The sequence below is a fragment of the Comamonas guangdongensis genome, assembly GCF_041079535.1.
In the GTDB taxonomy this organism is placed as follows: Bacteria; Pseudomonadota; Gammaproteobacteria; order Burkholderiales; family Burkholderiaceae_C; genus Comamonas; species Comamonas guangdongensis.
Map to the genome: position 1 here is coordinate 155,806 of NZ_JBFYGN010000001.1, position 16,154 is coordinate 171,959.

A 16,154-nucleotide genomic window follows, 5' to 3' on the forward strand; every position below is an offset into this window, starting at 1 on the left:
TGAGCAGCAGGCTCTTTTTTTACGCTGTGTTTACGCTGTAACGGGTTATCGTGCAGGCTGTGATTAGGGACTTCGGATAGGCATGAACTACATGGACTTGCACCGCATTTTTGACTTGCAATACCAAGCTAGCCGCGCGCAGGTGGATGTGCCTTTGCTGGTGCGGCGCGAGCGTCTGCTGCGGCTGCAGAAAATGCTCGACGAGAACGGCGCCGCGCTGTGCGCGGCCGTGCAGCAGGACTTCGGTGTGCGCTCCGAGCGCTGGACCGAGATGCTGGATCTGATGCTGGTGCGGAACATGCTCAAGCACACCCTGCGGCATCTGCCCCGATGGGCCAAGCGCCAGCGCGCGAGCACGCCGCTGATGCTGCAGCCCGGCAAGGCCTGGGTGGAGCGCCAGCCGCTGGGGGTGGTGGGCATCATCGCGCCCTGGAACTATCCGGTGCAGCTGGCGCTGGCACCGGCCATCACGGCGCTGGCGGCCGGCAACCGGGTCATGCTCAAGCCCAGCGAGCTGACGCCGCATACCTCGGCCAAGATGGCGGAGCTGGTGGCCCAGTTCTTCGCGCCCGAGGAATTCTGCGTGATCGAGGGCGATGTGGCCGTGGCCACGCAGTTTTCGGGCCTGCAGTTCGACCACCTGCTGTTTACCGGCTCCACGGCCGTGGGGCGGCGCGTGGCGCAGGCGGCCGCCGTGCATCTGACGCCGACCACGCTGGAGCTGGGCGGCAAGTCGCCCTGCATCGTCGCGCAGGACTGCGATCTGCAGGCCGTGGCGCTCAAGGTGGCCTACGGCAAGCTGGTCAACGCCGGCCAGACCTGCATCGCCCCCGACTATGTGCTGCTGCCGCGCGGGCGGGAGCAGGAGTTCGCCGAGGCCTTCAAGGCCGCGGTGCAGCGGCTGTATCCGCGCATCTCGGGCAACCCCGACTACACGGCCATCATCAGCAAGCGCCATCTGGCGCGGCTCAAGCAGATGCTGCGCCAGGCCCAGAGCCTGGGGGCGCAGGTGCACTGGATGCATGAGGCGGCCGCGCCCGCCGTGGAAGGCGACAGCACGGCCTGGGGCGAGGCCGTGGAGCGCCAGTTCGCGCCGGCCCTGGTGTTCGGCGCCACGGGCGAGATGCAGCTGATGCAGGAGGAGATCTTCGGCCCCATCCTGCCGGTCATCTCCTATGAGCGCATCGAGGACGTGATCAATGCCATCAATGCCAGCCCCAGGCCGCTGGCGCTGTACTGGTTTGGCAATGACGAGGCCGAGCGCGATGCGGTGCTGACGCGTACCGTCAGCGGCGGCGTGTGCGTCAACGACACCCTGCTGCATGTGGCGCACGAGAATCTGCCGTTTGGCGGCGTGGGTGAAAGCGGCTGGGGCGCTTACCACTCGGAGCAGGGCTTTCTGCGCTTTGTGCATCAGAAAGCCGTGTTCGTGCAGTCGCGCTGGGCCGCGACCTCGTTGCTGTACCCGCCGTTTGGCCGAAAGTTCGACCAGGTGATGGATTTCATGCGCCGCTGGCTGTGACGCCGGTCTGAGATCCGGGCCGTTCCTATCGCCGCCGGGGGGCTTTGCGGGCCCCGGATCCCGGCCTTAAATTCAATGGAAACCGTTGATGAGCGAGGGCTTTGTGCTCTGCTTAGGTGAGCGCATAGCACATAGAGTGCTGTAGGGCAAGGATTTGCGAACAGCCGTAGTTGAGCACATGGCTAACCATAGAGCCGCGTGCCAAAACTCTGAATATGTAGACAATTACGCCCTTTCTATTCTTACATGTTTCCGCTCCGGTTTTTCCATGTCTAGTATCCAGGTCCGTCCCGCTACTCTTCGCGATGCAAAAGCGATTGCCCAGATCCATACTGCTTCCGCACTGGAGGCTTACCGAGGTCTGGTTCCCGACGATCAATTGAAGGCCATGTCGTCGGTTGAAAAGCGCCAGGCTTACTGGCGCGAGGCCATTGAATACTGCGAGCCGCAAGTCCAGGTCGCCATCGACGGCGACAAGATCGTGGGCTTCGTCGGCTTCGACCGCTCCCGTGACGAAAAATCCCGTCAGACCACTGGCGAGATCTGGGCCATCTACGCGGCTCCCACCCACTGGAACCAAGGCGTTGGCGTGGCCCTCTGGGATGCCGCCCGCGATGGTCTGCTGGAAGAAGGCTGCACCAATGTCACAGCCTGGATTCCGCTGCGCAACGAGCGTGCCCTGCGTTTCCACGAAATGGCGGGATTCAAGCGCGAAATGTCCACGGCCAAGACGGCCGTGATCGGCAGCATCAAGATCGAAGAAGTGCGCGTCAAGCGCCCTCTGAACGCCTGATCCAGGCGGTTTGAAAGACAGGCCGTGAAGACCCCCAACCACAACGTCGCGGCCTCAGTCACCGCTTATTCGCTGCTGCAGTGGCAGGAGCAGGGGCAAGAGTGCATGGCCATGTGGCGCGCCGAAAGCGGCTTGCCCCGGCCCAAGCGCCTCGAGCCTGCCGATGACACCACGCCCGCCGATACGGCTTTTCGCCATATCAGCGAAGGCGCTGTGCTGGTCTGGCGCGGCGATTTCCAGAACGCGCGCCAGCTCATGCTGGCGCTGGGCCGCAGGCTGGACAAGAAGTCCCGCCGCAAGGCTCCGGCAGCCGCTGCCGATTTCCCCCAGGCCTTTCATCTGTACCGCCAGGCACAGGCCCAGCGTGCGCGCCTGCTGGCCAGCGTTCTGATCGAGCTGGACGAGCAGTGGCACTGTGCCCTGCGTCGCGCGCCGGACTGGAGCGCGGCCTGCGTCCAGGCCTGGGGTCGGCCGCAGATCGAAGGCGGTGCGCGCGGCGTGCTCGTGCCCCTGCGCGATCTGCTGGGCGTGGTGGGCGCCTATGAATGGCGCAAGAAGGGCGTGGAGATTGCGGCCCTGAAAGGGGCCCGCATTCATGCGCACTACGGCGTGTTCTCTCCGGTGCGCGGCGAATACCTGGATCTGGTGGCGCATGCCGCGATTCCCGCCACGGGCCTGGAGCAGGCTTGGGATATAGGCACGGGCACGGGCGTGCTGGCGGCCGTACTGCTCAAGCGTGGCGTGAAGTCCGTGCTGGCCAGCGATATGAGCGAGCGCGCCCTGGCCTGCGCGGACGAGAACCTGCAGCACCTGGGCTTGGCTGCCAAGGTGCAGCTGCAGCGCGCGGATCTGTTTCCCGAAGGGCGCTGCGGCCTGATCGTCTGCAATCCGCCATGGTTGCCGGGCAAGGCAGCATCGCTGCTCGACCAGGCGATTTACGACGAAGACAGCCGCATGCTGCGCGGCTTTCTGCAAGGGCTGGCCGCGCATCTGCTGCCTGGCGGCGAAGGCTGGCTGATCATCTCCGATCTGGCAGAGCACCTGAAGCTGCGCAAGCGCGATGAGCTGCTGGGCTGGATCGAGGCCGCAGGCCTCAAGGTACTGGGGCGGGAGGATATCCGCCCGCATCACGGCAAGGTTCAGGACCGCGAGGATCCGCTGCACGCCGCACGTGCGGCCGAAGTGACCTCGCTGTGGCGCCTGGCCGCAGCTTAGGCCGCGCCGGTCTCGAGCGCTTCGCCCCCGGCGCCATGGGCCAGCAGGGCCGCCAGACGCTCTTGCAGCGACTGGGCACGTTCCTCGCCCGCATGCTCCTGCACCGCAGCCAGCAGGGACAGGCCGGCGTCGCGTAGCGTGGGCAGGTCCCTGGCCTCGCGCAGCTGGGTGCGCAAGGCCTGGGCCAGAGCCTCGTGGCGGTTGGCAAACAGGCGTTCGCACAGGTCGAACAAATACATGCGCGTGCCCGCCATATTGATGGCGGGCGGTGCCTGGTCCGCGCCGGCGGCTTCTGCCGTGGCCGGGGGGGCGATCTGGCCGGCCTGTGCTTTGGCGCTGTGTCCCGGAGAGTGGGCCGAAGCAAGCTGCAGATAACCCTGAGCCACCAGTTGCTGCGCCAATTCGGCATGATCTGCGCCCAGCAGACTCCGTATCTCATCGAGACTCTTGCCGCCCGCCACCAGCAGTACAGAGCGTGCGCGCTGTGGCAACTGGCGTTTTCCTGGCTGAAGCTCTTCCAGGGCTTTGGCGGTTTTTTGCAAAATCATGGCCGGGCGGGGGAGGTGATACGTGTTGTAACAATGCGTATTGCATGCGAGTTGCGTGACAGTGGTGTGAATCTGCGGCAATCCGCAGTGCATTGCGCTGGCATTGCCCGGAAATCTGGCGCCTACAGCTTGCCGGGTGCTTCTGAATTAATAGCTGTTAGCGCATGTAGAGCAAGCGCTATCGGCCTTTCCTGATATGAATCTGCTGCGATGAAACTGCTGCTTGCGCCCATGGAAGGGCTGCTGGATTTTGTGTTGCGCGATGTGCTGACCCGCGTGGGCGGCGCCGATCGCTGTGTCTCGGAGTTCATCCGCATCACGGGCTCGCTGCTGCCCGACAAGGTGTTTTTGCGCACCATGCCCGAGCTGCGCAACGGCAGCCGGACGCTGGCCGGCGTGCCGGTGCGCGCCCAGTTGCTGGGCTCGGACCCGGTCAGCATGGCCGATAACGCGGCCAACCTGGCCCGGCTAGGACCCGAAGGCATAGATCTGAACTTCGGTTGCCCGGCCAAGGTGGTCAACCGCCATGGCGGCGGCGCATCGCTGCTGCAGGACCCCGCGCAGATTGCGCGCGTGGTCGAGGCCGTGCGCAGTGCGGTGCCCGCGCATTTGCCGGTCTCGGCCAAGATGCGCCTGGGCTTCAACGACCGCTCGCTGATGACGGAGTGCGCCCAGGCCATGGCCCAGGGCGGAGCCTGCGAAATCGTGGTCCATGCGCGTACCAAGCTCGACGGCTATCGCCCCCCGGCCTACTGGGAGGAAATTCCGCGCATCCGCGAAGCCGTGCCCGTGCCCGTGGTCGCCAATGGCGAGATCTGGACCGTGGAAGAGGCTTTGCGCTGCCGCGAGGTTTCCGGTTGCGACGATCTGATGCTGGGGCGCGGCATTGTGGCCGATCCGGGGCTGGCGCTGGCAATCCGCGCCGCCGTGGAGCAGGGGACGGTCAATGCGGCCGCTGTGGTGGACTGGCCGGCCCTGGTGCCGCAGGTCCAGCGTTTCTGGCATATGGTGTGTGAGGGCCTGGAGCCGCGCCAGCGTGCGGGCCGGCTCAAGCAATGGCTGAACCTGATGCGCCGGCGCTTTCCCGAGGCGGAACAGGCTTATCAGGAGGTGCGCACCCAGACGGACCAGCGCGCGATCAGTGCCTGGGTTCAGGCATTGCCGCAGCGGGACCTGGGCCGGGAATGGGCCTGGCCCGAGGTCGCTGCGCTTACAGCAGACTCTCGGGCGCCAGCGGACCTAGCAGCTGCAGCATAAGGCGCAGGCCCAGGCTGGCATCGGGCTCGGAATGCATGTCCTGAAGCCCGCTGTCCTGGGGCGCGCGCCAGATCAGTCGGCCCTCGGGATCGATCTCCACACGCCAGCTGTTTTCGGGCAGGCTGTCGTCGATATTGTCGCTGGCCAGCTTGCCGAAGCTGCGGCTGGCGATGAGCACGGCGAGCTCGGTGTTCTGCAGCTGAGAGCGCATATCTAGGTTCATGGAGCCGACCACGACCAGACGCCCGTCGACCACCAGCAGCTTGGTGTGCAGCATGGCGCGCGATTTTCCCGTGCTGCCGCCGCTGGAGCCGGTCCCGCCGGCGCTCAGGGCCGAGCGCAGGTTGGCGGGTTCGCTGCGCAGCTCGTACAGCGCTATGCCCATCTCCAGCAAGGCCCGGCGGTGGCGCGCATAGCCCGCATGAGCCAGCGGGGCGTCGTTGGAGGCCAGGGAATTGGTCAGCACGCGTATGCGCACCCCACGGTCGCGTGCGGCGCGAAATGCCGACATGATTTCCTTGCCGGGCACGAAGTAGGGCGAGACGACCAGCAGTTCCTGCCTGGCCGTCTTGATCAGGGTTAGCAGGCCATCGACCACGGAATCGTTGTTCAGCAGCTGTGCCGCCGAGGCCGGAGCATGGCTGGGCTGCCTCACGGGCAAGGTGCCGGCCCCGGCTGAGGCCTGCTGCCCTGCATGGTCCTCTCCTTCCAGCGGAATCTTGGCGGGATCGTCGGCCAGCACCAGGGCCTGGGCCCAGATCCAGTGCAGCCGCCCCAGTTCCATGGGCTGCTCGCTCTGGGCCGGAGCCTGTCCCGGGTCGGCCGGCTGGGGCTGCGAGTCCTCCTTGGCGAACTGGGTCTTGAGCTGCAGCAGCTCTTTTTCGCTGATCAGCGACTGCACGGGATAGGCGCGCACATTGTTCCAGTAGCTGTCAAAGCTGTGCGACAGGTCCTTGACCACGGGGCCTGCGCTCAGTATGTCCAGGTCGACGAAGTTGTCGTCGTCGGCCGCGTCGAAATAGGCATCGCCCAGATTGCGGCCGCCCATCACGGCCATGGCGTTGTCGGCGACGAAAAGCTTGTTGTGCATGCGCTGCTGGGCACGCTGGAAGTCCGTGAACAGGGCCCAGGCCCGTCCCAGGGTCGAGGCGCGTGAGCCGCTCAGCGGGTTGAACATGCGCATTTCCACATTCGGCACAAAGGCCAGGCGCATGACCTGCGCGTCGGGGCCGGTGCTGTGGAAGTCGTCAAGCAGCACCCGCACGCGTACCCCGCGCCGCGCGGCGCGCACAATGGCGCGCAGCAGCTGGGCCGTGCTGTGATCGGCGTGGATGGCGTAGTACTGCAGGTCCAGGGTCTGGCTGGCGTTCTCGACCAGGGCCAGGCGGCTGCTGTAGGCGTGCTCGGGGCCGGCAATCAGGACAAAGCCCGAGGCGCCCGGCTTGACGCCCGCCGGGCGGGCCTGTCTCACCAGGGCGCCCAGCGGCGTATCCTGCGGCCTGGCCAGCGCCGTGGAGAGCGGCCTGTCCACATCCTTGGGCAAGGAAGAGGCGCAGCCCGCAAGCAGCATCGCCAGGGCCGCGATGCATGGAAGAACCCAGTGCCGCAAGGCCCTTGGCGGCGGGGATTTCAGGTGGCGGGAAGGGCTGGCCGTCATGACTGCGTTGTAACCGATGAAGGTGGCGGCTGTTTGTCGGACGGCTGTCGGCCATGCAGGAAATCAAAAGCCGGAACGCCCCTGAACCCGCGCCACGACGCGCAGATCCGGCCCCAGGCGCGCGACATCCTGGAACTCCAGCTGCAGCCCCTGGCTCAGCGCATCGAGTGGCCCGAAATTGGCAATGCCCATGGCTCCGGTGCCCAATAGCTTGGGTGCCTGGTAGAACAGGAACTCATCGACCAGGCCTTCGCGTATCAGCGAGCCGTTGAGTTTGAAGCCGGCCTCCACGTGCAGCTCATTGGTGCCGCGCCGGGCCAGGTCGCGCAGCATGGCCGCGAGGTCGACCTTGCCTGCGGCATTGGGCATATCGACAACCGTAGCGCCCAGCGCTTGCAATTGCTCGATCTTGGCTTGGTTTTGGCTGGCAGTGTAGACAAGGCAACCGCTGGGTGCTTTTAAAACATGAGCGTCAATGGGCAGGTCCAGTTTGCTGTCCACCACGGCGATGCGGGGCTGGCGCGGCGTCTGCACATCGCGCACATTCAGGCGCGGGTTGTCCTCGAGCACGGTGCCTATGCCCGTCAGAATCGTGCAGGCGCGCGCCCGCCACGCATGTCCGTCGGCCCTGGCCGCGGGCGAGGTGATCCACTGGCTCTGGCCGTTGTGCAAGGCGGTCACGCCGTCCAGCGAGCTGGCGGCCTTCAGCCGCACCCAGGGCGTGCCGCGCACCATGCGGCTGAAAAAGCCGATGTTCAGTTCGCGCGATTCAGCGGCTCCAGGGCCGACCTCGACCTGAACGCCGGCCGCACGCAGGCGCTCGAAACCCTGGCCCGCCACTTGGGGGTTGGGGTCGGTCAGCGCCCCCACCACCTTGCCTATGCCGGCGGCGATCAGCGCATCGCAGCAAGGCCCGGTGCGCCCGTGGTGGGAGCAGGGCTCTAGCGTCACATAGGCAGTAGCGCCATGCACATCATTGCCCCTGGCCGCCGCATCGCGCAGCGCCATGATCTCGGCATGGGGGCCGCCGGCCTGCTGGGTGGAGCCCTGGCCTAGCAGCATGCCTTGCGACGAGATGATGACGCAGCCGACACGAGGGTTGGGTGATGTGCGGAACATGGATGTGACGGCCTGTGCCAGTGCCAGATCCATCCCGGATGGTTTCTTCAAAGCTTCATTCATAACAAGGGCAGAAATATGGATTTTCTCTACAAACGGTACTTTGGGCAGGTTGAATGGAGTCGGCAAAACTTGGTAACTGCCATAGTATTCCTGTTATGAATGCAAGCGTTTTTTCGCGACGAGGCCCACTCCGGTGCCCGAAACGGCTCCTCGATCCTGGCAGAAGGCAGCGCGGCCTTTCGCTGGTCGAAGTCTTGGTGGCCATAGTTGTGCTTTCTTTTGGCCTGCTGGGTATGGTGGGCATGCAAGCATTTTCGTTGCAAGCCACTCAACAGGCCCGCTTGCAAGGCCGTGCGGCTTCACTGGCCCGCGAACTGGCAGAGATGATGCGTGGCAACAAGGTTGTTGGAACGGTCAATGATGCAACCAATAATCCGTATCTGGGGGCATTTGCAGTCGGGAGTTTGAGCATGGGAAGCAATGCGTCCTATTGCCTGAATGTTGGCAATGCCAGCTCGGGTTGCAGCTCTGTGCTGGAAGTTGCAAAGGCCGAAATGACCGATTGGCTGGCCAGGGTCGATATGGAGCTGCCAGGTGCGCGCGTGTCGGTGTGTTTTGACGCCGCTCCTTACGATGCCAGCGGCATGCCTGTTTGGAGTTGCACGGCAGCGAGTGCCGACCAGACCACTGCTGTCATCAAGATCGGTTGGACGAGAGCATCCACCGATAACAGCAAGACCGATAGCAGTGCACTGGAAAACGCCTCCACTGCGCCCTATCTTATTTTTCCCGTGACCAGCGGTAACGCGGCGAGTGGAACATGAAGAAATCTCTGATCACTTTGAGTAGTCGGAGGATGCCGGACGCGCAGCGTGGCATGACGCTGATTGAGTTGATGGTGGCCATGGTTTTGGGCCTGCTTATCGCGTTAGCCGCTGTGGCCGCTTTGCTGGTGTCTAGGCAAGGTTTTTTTGCGGTTGATGCTGCTTCTCAACTGCGTGATAACGCGCGCTTTGCCCAGGATATGGTGCAGCGCATTGGCGTGCAGGCAGGCTTCAAAAATGTGTTTTTTATGAAAGGCGGCGGAGTTGCTAGCGCAGGACTTGACGGCAATCCCGAGCCTCATGTGTTCGGGCTCAACGATAAACAGCGTTCCCCAAGTGACGCCTGGAACGGCGGTTCCAGCTGGGGCAATAGCGATCTGGGAAAGAACAGCGATATCTTGGTCCTTCGTGCCCAGGTGAGCACCGCCAATGCAGGCTCTTCTGCATCCGATGGCACCATGATTAATTGCCTTGGCATTGCCCCAACGGCGACGCCTACCAGCCGAGATGATCGCTTCATCAGCATCCTGCATGTACAGGCGGGCAGTGATGGCGAGCCTGCTTTGATGTGTACTTATGAAGAGAGTAAAGGCAGTTTTAAGTCAGAGCCATTGGTGCAAGGGGTTGAAAATTTCCAGGTGCTCTACGGCGTGGACGGAGTAGTGCCGGGCGCGGCTCCGACATTGGCAACCGATTCCGTGCCGGAAAGGTATTTGAGGGCCGATCAGCTCACGGTAGCCGGCAACGATGTTGCGACCTATGCCAACTGGCGCCGTGTGCGCAGCTTGCGTATTGGCATGGTTCTGCGCTCCTTGCCAGGCTCCGGCATTGATAAGGATTCCCAAACCTTTTACCCGCTGGGCTCTACCAAAGCTTCGGGATCGGCCACTGCTCTGGGGGGCGCATTTTCATCCACATCGGACCCTGGAACTGTGTTTGCGCCTCCCGCGGATGGACGCATGCGGCAGGTCGTTACCTTTACGGTGCATCTGCGCAATTTCCAGGATTTGGAGAGTTTTTGATATGAACTCCATTAGCCATGTACCGATGGAGCAAAGAGGCTTTCGGCAACGGCAGAGGGGATTTTCTCTGATCGTCGTGTTGCTCATCTTGGTTATCGTCTCCATCTTGGGTGTTGGCGGTGTGCAACTCGCGATGATGGGAGAGCGAGGCACGCGCAATGATCGGGATATGCAAGTGGCATGGCAAGCAGCAGAGGCAGCTTTGATGGATGCCGAGTTCGATATTGAAGGCTTGCCGGCCACCTCGTCTTCAAAACGCAATTCCATCTTTGCCAGCGGCAACACCGATATAGCCAAGTTTTTGGCGAACTGCGGAACGTCTGCACAAAGCGTTGGTCTGTGTGCCTTGAATGCGGGTGATGCCAAGCCGGCTTGGCTTACGGTGGATTTCACAGCAACAGGCAATGCAGCGCCGACGGCAGAGTTCGGCGCATTTACCGGTCGCCCATTCGCCTCGGGTTCCCAAGGGGTCCAGCCCGCTCGCCCGCCTAGATATGTGATTGAACCCATTCCGGATCCTTTGACCTCTCGGACCAAGGCGCAAAATCGATATGTCTACCGGGTCACTGCCATGGGATTCGGCCCCAGTCAAGAAACTCAAGCCGTCGTTCAAATTATTTATCGCAATTGAGATTGCACATGTCTCATCGAATTAAATCGTATTTTCCGCGTACGGCCCTAGCCCGCTTGGCATGGTTGGCTTTGCCTTTGGTAGGGCTGGTTTCTTTCTGGGCCTCAAGTTCCGGTACTCCTCCTGCCTTCAAAGCGGTGGACCTGGCGCGGGAACCACTCTATGCAGCCGTAACAGTCGATAAGCCCACATTGGCTTTGGCACTGTCTGTGGAATTTCCAACGGTAGGAGCTCAATATCGAGATAGTTACAGCAATACCAATGAATACATTGGATATTACGATGCGGAAAGCTGCTATACCTATAACAATGCACCGACAGAAACACCAGTCAGCGGATTGAGTAGCACGGACTACAAACGTTTTGATCGCAGTGGAGCTGCAAGCAATCGGATGTGTTCCGATGCATTCAGTGGAAATTTTCTGAATTGGGTCTCAAATTCGGCCATCGATATGCTGCGCCTTGCTTTGTCGGGGGGTGATCGCTATATAGATCAGGATGGACTCACCATTTTGCAACGTGCCGTTTTGCCAAATGGTGGGGCTACTCCGGCCGATTTCTGGAATGATGGATCATATTTCCCGGATAAAACTCTTTCCAGGAGTGGAGGGGGGGCTGGAAACTACTGGGGAGCAATTCCTCTAGCAATGAGGACAGCCGCTGGTACGAATGATATCCATGTGGCTAATACATTGAATAGAATTTATTTTCGAGCAGGTTCAGCGACGGGAAATTCATCTACAGGGCCTGCCAGCTATACATTGAGTTCAAGCCCATCTTCGGCAATTGGAGCTATTGTCAATAGCAATAATTGGGGAAATACAAAAAATGATTTGCCAGGTACTGCAGTTTCCTGTGCATCCAATAATGCTGCTTGCGCCTTCACCGGAGTTAAGGAGATTTGGTATGGCGGCAGCACTGGTAGCGGTGGTAGTGCCAAGTATTATTGGCGTCATGGCCCTGTTTACAGCAGGGATGGTACAGGGGTGACGTGTTCGACTGCTAATCTTGGTACGCCTTCAAGCGTTAGTGGTCCGAAATGCTATATCAGTGATTACGCAGGATCATGGACCCCGCCGCAAGGGTCGGGTGATTTGAATACGGATGGCTTCTTCTATTCTCGCGTGCAGGTCTGTGCCTCCAGTGGTGGCGCATTGCAAGATGTGCGTGATTACGGTCTCTGTCGTCAGTACCCCAATGGAAAATACAAGCCGACTGGAGTGATTCAGAAGTATAGCGATCAATTGCGACTTGCGGCCTTTGGCTATCTCATGGATCAAACGCAAAGCTCCTCAAATGGCCGTTATGGGGGGGTTTTGCGTGCGCCGATGAAATACGTGGGGGGTAAGACTTTTGACGAATTCGGACGGGATAATACGTCGTCGACAGGTAATTCAAAAATTGAGTGGGATGCCAACACGGGGGTCTTCAAAACCAACCCCGAGGGCGATGCAATGGGTGTTAGCGGGGTCATTAATTATCTGAATAAATTTGGCCGCACGGGAGCTACGCCAGGGATGTACAAGCAGTATGACCCTGTAGGTGAGTTGCATTACGAGGCACTGCGTTATCTCCAGGGGTTGCAGCCAAGCACAAGTGCCGTGAGCGGTATAAACGACGTCATGAAAGACGGCTTTCCTGTCTATACATCATGGACGGATCCATATGGTGGAGCTAGAACCAATGCATCCGACTATTCCTGTATCAAGAGCAATGTGGTTGTGATCGGTGATAAGAATACCTGGGATGGGAATCGTCTCCCTACAGCCAGTGCAGCGAATAATATTCCAGATATCAATTACTGGCGCAGTATCGTCGGTAAGTATGAAGCCAATACGGGTGGCACCTATGTGGATGGACAGGGAGTGACACAGACAATCTCAAATCCCAATACTGCAAACGGTAGCATAAACAGTGTGATAACCAATACGGGGAGAAGCCAGATCATTGGTTCTGCTTATTGGGCGCATATGCGGGATATCCGCGGCACGGACTGGAAAGACAGTTCCGGAGCTCCAAATTCATTGCAACGGCCAGGTTTGCGTGTGAAGACATTCATATTTGACGTCAATGAGGGAAGCGCAAGTAGCGACTATGCTACGCGTAGCACATCCAATCAATTATTTATCGCTGCCAAGTACGGTGGTTTTGAGAGCGATCCAACGAATACCGGGGCAAAGCCATATAACACCAAAGGCAATCCATTCAAGCGCGATGACGGCACGAATGACGATAATGTCTGGAAAAAATCAGCGGCTCCAGGTGATGCGCAGACTTATTACCTGCAAAGTGATGCACGAGGTGTTTTAAGTGCATTTGACGCAATTTTTGGTCGAGCCTCAACGGCAGCGCGCAGTATTGCCGGGGGGGCCGCGGCCTCCAGCTCTGTGAGTTCTGGCACGACGCTCTATACGGCGCGTTTTGATACCAGCAACTGGAGTGGTGATGTGGTGGCCGAGTCCTTGAGCGTAGATGCTGCAAGCAAGGCTGTGACCCTCGGTGCTCAGGTGTGGAGTGCTGCTAACAAGCTGGATACGCGAACCTCTGCGGCTTCCGGACGAAATATCGTCGTGGGGCGAGAAGGTAGTACGGCGAATCCGGCTGCAACTAATTTTGCCTGGGGCTCCATCGATGCGGCTTTGCAGGCGAACTTGAACAAGGCTGCTCCGGCGGCTACGCCGGACAATCGAGGTCAGGATCGGTTGAACTATATTCGGGGTGATAGGTCGCTGGAGGGGAATCCATTCAGAGTTCGTACTTCGCTGATGGGTGATGTTGTCAACTCCAATGTGGTTTATTCCGGCGGTCCTGGGTTGATGTATGCGGGAACGGGGTATGCGGCTTTCCGTTCTCAATATGGGGGCCGTGCCAAGGTGGTTTTTGCCGGTGCCAATGATGGCATGCTGCATGCATTTAATGCAGATACTGGCGTAGAGCTATTTGGCTATATCCCCAGTTGGTTGGGACCGAAGCTGTCTGCACTTACCGATCCGACGTTCGCCTCCACGCATCAAAACTATGTAGATGCACCTTTGGCCTTGGGTGATGCGCAGGTCGCGTCCAATGACGTTGCAGCTGATTGGAAAACCGTTCTTGCAGGAGGCACTGGCGGGGGGGGGGCGGGGGTGTTTGCGCTGGATGTTTCAGATCCTTCTTCCTTTGACGCATCTAAAGTGCTTTGGGAGTTCAAGCGTGCCGATGACCCGGATATGGGTCAAGTTGTGGGGCAGCCCCGCATTCTGAAATTCAAAACCAGTGGCTCGGGGACCGGTGCACCGACATATCGTTGGTTTGTGGTGGTTGCCAGCGGTGTGAACAACTACGTTCTGGATGGTGCGGGCCTATTCAGCGCAAGCGGAAAGCCGGCATTGTTCCTTCTTGCGCTGGATAAACCTGTGGGTACTGCTTGGTCACTGGGGGATAATTACTACAAAATCTCTCTGCCCGTAGATGCTACTTTGGCTGCAACCGTAGCTCCGGGGCTTGTCAACTTCACCCCGCTCTATGGCTCGGCTGGTGAGGTGACAGATGTATACGCGGGGGATATGCATGGAAAATTGTGGAAGCTGAGCAATTTCAATAGTGTGCTTCCTGCAAACTGGAGCGTCGATAGCCTGTCCTTCTTCAATAAGGGGACTGCTAGCTCTCCTAGTCCCTATCCGTTGTACGCAGCCAAGACGAGCAGTGGGGACGTGCAGCCCATCACGGTGGCTCCGACCTTGTTCTCCGGACCTATTGTGGCAGGGATCGAAACCTTTTATGTGGCTTTTGGAACTGGAAAATATTTGGAGTCTGCAGACAATAACTCCACCTTGACCAATTCTTTCTATACCTTGTATGACAATGGTTCTGCGATCGCGGATGCTAGTCCTGTAGGTGATGGTGCTATCAGTGGCAGAGGGCGTCTGATTGCCGGCACTGTCGATACAACGGCAAAAACCATTGCGTTGAGTGCCTTTAAATGGGGGCGTCCATTGTCTAATACGGATGCCAGCATGCGATCCGGTTGGTATATCGATCTGCCATCCTCAGGGGAAAAAATGGTCAGCTCAATTGCTGACTTCGGTGTTGGCTCGGCAGCTTTTAATACGGTAATTCCTGGAGCCTCGGGAAGTTCGCCGGGTTCGTGCTCTGCTGCTGCTGGAGGTGGAAATCAATATGCATTCAATATATTCACTGGAAAGGGAACCTATGTGCCTTCGCTTGTGGGAATTCCGGGGCCAGCGATATTTTTTGTCAATGCATCGGAAACCACGGAAACCAAGAGCGATAGCACTGGGCGAAGAATTCGCAGCACGGTGCAGCGTGGTGTGACGGTGGGGCAGTCGGGTGTGAGTGGTGGGGGACAAAATGTGACGGTCAATGAAGTTGTTGGGCGTCTTGAGTGGCGCCAGATTTTCAATTATCAGGATATGAAAAATAAATGAGTGCTATGAAATTAAGTCGCTCAAATGGCTTTACTCTGATAGAGCTGATGATTACCGTGGCTATTGTTGCAATACTCGCGGCAGTGGCCTATCCTGCATATACGGATTCAGTTCTGAAAGGGCGCAGGGCTCAAGCAAGAACTGCGTTGGCTGAGCTTTTGCTGCAGCAAGAGCGCTATAAGACGCAGCGCAATTGCTATATAGGATTTACGACCAATGCCACTGCTGTGGCAACGGCTTCGGCACCTTCTCCCGCTGCCGCATGTGGGGGAGTGACGCCTGTATCTGTACCGATGAAGACATTCTCGGGAGATTCGCTTTCCAATTCGTACTATCGTTTGGAGGCTGCTGCATGCACAGGTACATCTATTGCAGATTGTGTCAATGTGTCGGCCATTCCACTGCAAAACGACCCAAAGGTGGGTACGCTGTCCATGAGTAGTACTGGCAGAAAATCGTGTAGTGGTACGGTCTCTGCTTCCAACTTCAAACTGTGCTGGCCATGAGACAGTTTCTTTATTTCAAAAAGGGATTTACCCTTATTGAACTGATGGTGACGATGGCAGTTGCCGCAGTTTTGCTGATGGTGGCTGCTCCGGGGGTTGTGTCATTTCAGCGTAACTCGGAAATGACATCCATTACTAATTCGCTGTTGTCAGCTATTAATGCGGCACGTGCCGAAGCCATGAAAACAGGTTTGAATGCGATGGTCGTTCCTGCTGACGGAAAAAATTGGAGCTCGGGATTGATTGTCTTTGTGGATAAAGATCGTGATAATGTCTATACGGAAAATTCCGATGTCTTGGTGTTGGAGCGCGAGGCAATGCCTAGCTATATCACGATCTCCGGAACGGGTAATGCGAATTCAGCAAATCCATACATAATGTTCAATGGATCTGGCTATGCAAAGAGTTATGGGTTGCCAGCTGGGGTTGCCAATTTGACATTGACAATTGCTCGAAACGATATTGTTGCGGCGCAGGCGAATGCGGAAATGCGCCGCATAGTTGTGGCCCTCACGGGGCGAGTCCGTTCCTGTCGGCCATCGAATGACTCGTCATGTACCCCAAACTCTGTGGGGTGAGCAGTCGTTGCGTGGGCTTTGTTGCACAAATCGATGCGACACGCCACGGATA

At 59.1% G+C, this 16,154-nt stretch carries 13 protein-coding genes; 10 read left to right on the forward strand and 3 right to left on the reverse strand.

The genetic code is table 11. The features are described from left to right. Positions 1-82: 82 nt before the first annotated feature. The 3 genes from AB6724_RS00695 (at position 83) to AB6724_RS00705 (ending at position 3,530) form a co-directional block, all read left to right on the forward strand. Positions 83-1,522, forward strand: coding sequence for a coniferyl aldehyde dehydrogenase (locus AB6724_RS00695; RefSeq protein WP_369336579.1), 1,440 nt, complete (start codon positions 83-85; stop codon positions 1,520-1,522). 268 nt (positions 1,523-1,790) lie between these two features. Beyond that, the gene (locus tag AB6724_RS00700; RefSeq protein WP_369336580.1) at positions 1,791-2,315 is read left to right on the forward strand and encodes a GNAT family N-acetyltransferase; all 525 of its coding nucleotides are present in this window, start codon (positions 1,791-1,793) and stop codon (positions 2,313-2,315) included. Positions 2,316-2,420: 105 nt separating this feature from the next. Continuing rightward, positions 2,421-3,530, forward strand: coding sequence for a methyltransferase (locus AB6724_RS00705; protein WP_439329813.1), 1,110 nt, complete (start codon positions 2,421-2,423; stop codon positions 3,528-3,530). On the opposite strand, the gene AB6724_RS00710 is transcribed toward AB6724_RS00705, so the two are convergent. Next, positions 3,527-4,078 (reverse strand): hypothetical protein, encoded by a 552-nt coding sequence (locus tag AB6724_RS00710; protein WP_369336582.1) that lies wholly within the window; start codon positions 4,076-4,078, stop codon positions 3,527-3,529. The two genes, AB6724_RS00705 and AB6724_RS00710, sit on opposite strands and share 4 nt — an antisense overlap. 210 nt (positions 4,079-4,288) lie before the next feature. Here AB6724_RS00710 and AB6724_RS00715 point away from each other — a divergent pair, with 210 nt between their 5' ends. Beyond that, complete coding sequence (locus tag AB6724_RS00715; RefSeq protein WP_369336583.1) at positions 4,289-5,335, forward strand: tRNA dihydrouridine synthase; 1,047 nt, start codon at positions 4,289-4,291, stop codon at positions 5,333-5,335. On the opposite strand, the gene AB6724_RS00720 is transcribed toward AB6724_RS00715, so the two are convergent. Further along, positions 5,289-6,992 (reverse strand): phospholipase D family protein, encoded by a 1,704-nt coding sequence (locus AB6724_RS00720; RefSeq protein ID WP_369336584.1) that lies wholly within the window; start codon positions 6,990-6,992, stop codon positions 5,289-5,291. The genes AB6724_RS00715 and AB6724_RS00720 overlap by 47 nt on opposite strands. 63 nt (positions 6,993-7,055) lie before the next feature. After that, complete coding sequence (gene ribD / locus AB6724_RS00725; RefSeq protein ID WP_369336585.1) at positions 7,056-8,174, reverse strand: bifunctional diaminohydroxyphosphoribosylaminopyrimidine deaminase/5-amino-6-(5-phosphoribosylamino)uracil reductase RibD; 1,119 nt, start codon at positions 8,172-8,174, stop codon at positions 7,056-7,058. A 95-nt stretch (positions 8,175-8,269) separates the two neighbouring features. Between ribD and pilV the strand changes: the two genes are divergently transcribed. From pilV to AB6724_RS00755, 6 genes are read left to right on the forward strand one after another with little or no spacing between them, the layout of a single operon-like run. After that, positions 8,270-8,938: a type IV pilus modification protein PilV gene (gene pilV, locus AB6724_RS00730; RefSeq protein ID WP_369336586.1), complete on the forward strand. Its 669-nt coding sequence runs from the start codon at positions 8,270-8,272 to the stop codon at positions 8,936-8,938. Continuing rightward, entirely contained in the window at positions 8,935-9,960 is a 1,026-nt protein-coding gene (locus tag AB6724_RS00735) for a PilW family protein (RefSeq protein WP_369336587.1), read from the forward strand. The genes pilV and AB6724_RS00735 overlap by 4 nt, the downstream gene beginning before the upstream one ends. 1 nt (position 9,961) lies before the next feature. Then, a complete protein-coding gene (locus AB6724_RS00740; RefSeq protein WP_369336588.1) occupies positions 9,962-10,591 on the forward strand; it encodes a pilus assembly PilX family protein in 630 nt (209 codons plus the stop codon). 8 nt (positions 10,592-10,599) lie between these two features. Further along, a complete protein-coding gene (locus AB6724_RS00745) occupies positions 10,600-15,018 on the forward strand; it encodes a pilus assembly protein (protein ID WP_369336589.1) in 4,419 nt (1,472 codons plus the stop codon). Beyond that, on the forward strand, positions 15,015-15,524 hold the full coding sequence (locus tag AB6724_RS00750; protein WP_369336590.1) for a type IV pilin protein: 510 nt from the start codon (positions 15,015-15,017) through the stop codon (positions 15,522-15,524). Before AB6724_RS00745 ends, AB6724_RS00750 begins: the two co-directional genes overlap by 4 nt. Continuing rightward, a complete protein-coding gene (locus AB6724_RS00755) occupies positions 15,521-16,102 on the forward strand; it encodes a GspH/FimT family pseudopilin (protein ID WP_369336591.1) in 582 nt (193 codons plus the stop codon). Before AB6724_RS00750 ends, AB6724_RS00755 begins: the two co-directional genes overlap by 4 nt. The last annotated feature ends 52 nt before the right edge of the window (positions 16,103-16,154 follow it).

Excerpts from the sequence above, each read along its gene's own strand:
- AB6724_RS00695 (WP_369336579.1), top strand. The coding sequence starts at position 83 with ATGAACTACATGGACTTGCACCGCATTTTTGACTTGCAATACCAAGCT.
- AB6724_RS00700 (WP_369336580.1), top strand. The coding sequence starts at position 1,791 with ATGTCTAGTATCCAGGTCCGTCCCGCTACTCTTCGCGATGCAAAAGCG.
- AB6724_RS00705 (WP_439329813.1), top strand. The coding sequence starts at position 2,421 with ATGGCCATGTGGCGCGCCGAAAGCGGCTTGCCCCGGCCCAAGCGCCTC.
- AB6724_RS00710 (WP_369336582.1), bottom strand. The coding sequence starts at position 4,078 with ATGATTTTGCAAAAAACCGCCAAAGCCCTGGAAGAGCTTCAGCCAGGA.
- AB6724_RS00715 (WP_369336583.1), top strand. The coding sequence starts at position 4,289 with ATGAAACTGCTGCTTGCGCCCATGGAAGGGCTGCTGGATTTTGTGTTG.
- AB6724_RS00720 (WP_369336584.1), bottom strand. The coding sequence starts at position 6,992 with ATGACGGCCAGCCCTTCCCGCCACCTGAAATCCCCGCCGCCAAGGGCC.
- ribD (WP_369336585.1), bottom strand. The coding sequence starts at position 8,174 with ATGAATGAAGCTTTGAAGAAACCATCCGGGATGGATCTGGCACTGGCA.
- pilV (WP_369336586.1), top strand. The coding sequence starts at position 8,270 with ATGAATGCAAGCGTTTTTTCGCGACGAGGCCCACTCCGGTGCCCGAAA.
- AB6724_RS00735 (WP_369336587.1), top strand. The coding sequence starts at position 8,935 with ATGAAGAAATCTCTGATCACTTTGAGTAGTCGGAGGATGCCGGACGCG.
- AB6724_RS00740 (WP_369336588.1), top strand. The coding sequence starts at position 9,962 with ATGAACTCCATTAGCCATGTACCGATGGAGCAAAGAGGCTTTCGGCAA.
- AB6724_RS00745 (WP_369336589.1), top strand. The coding sequence starts at position 10,600 with ATGTCTCATCGAATTAAATCGTATTTTCCGCGTACGGCCCTAGCCCGC.
- AB6724_RS00750 (WP_369336590.1), top strand. The coding sequence starts at position 15,015 with ATGAGTGCTATGAAATTAAGTCGCTCAAATGGCTTTACTCTGATAGAG.
- AB6724_RS00755 (WP_369336591.1), top strand. The coding sequence starts at position 15,521 with ATGAGACAGTTTCTTTATTTCAAAAAGGGATTTACCCTTATTGAACTG.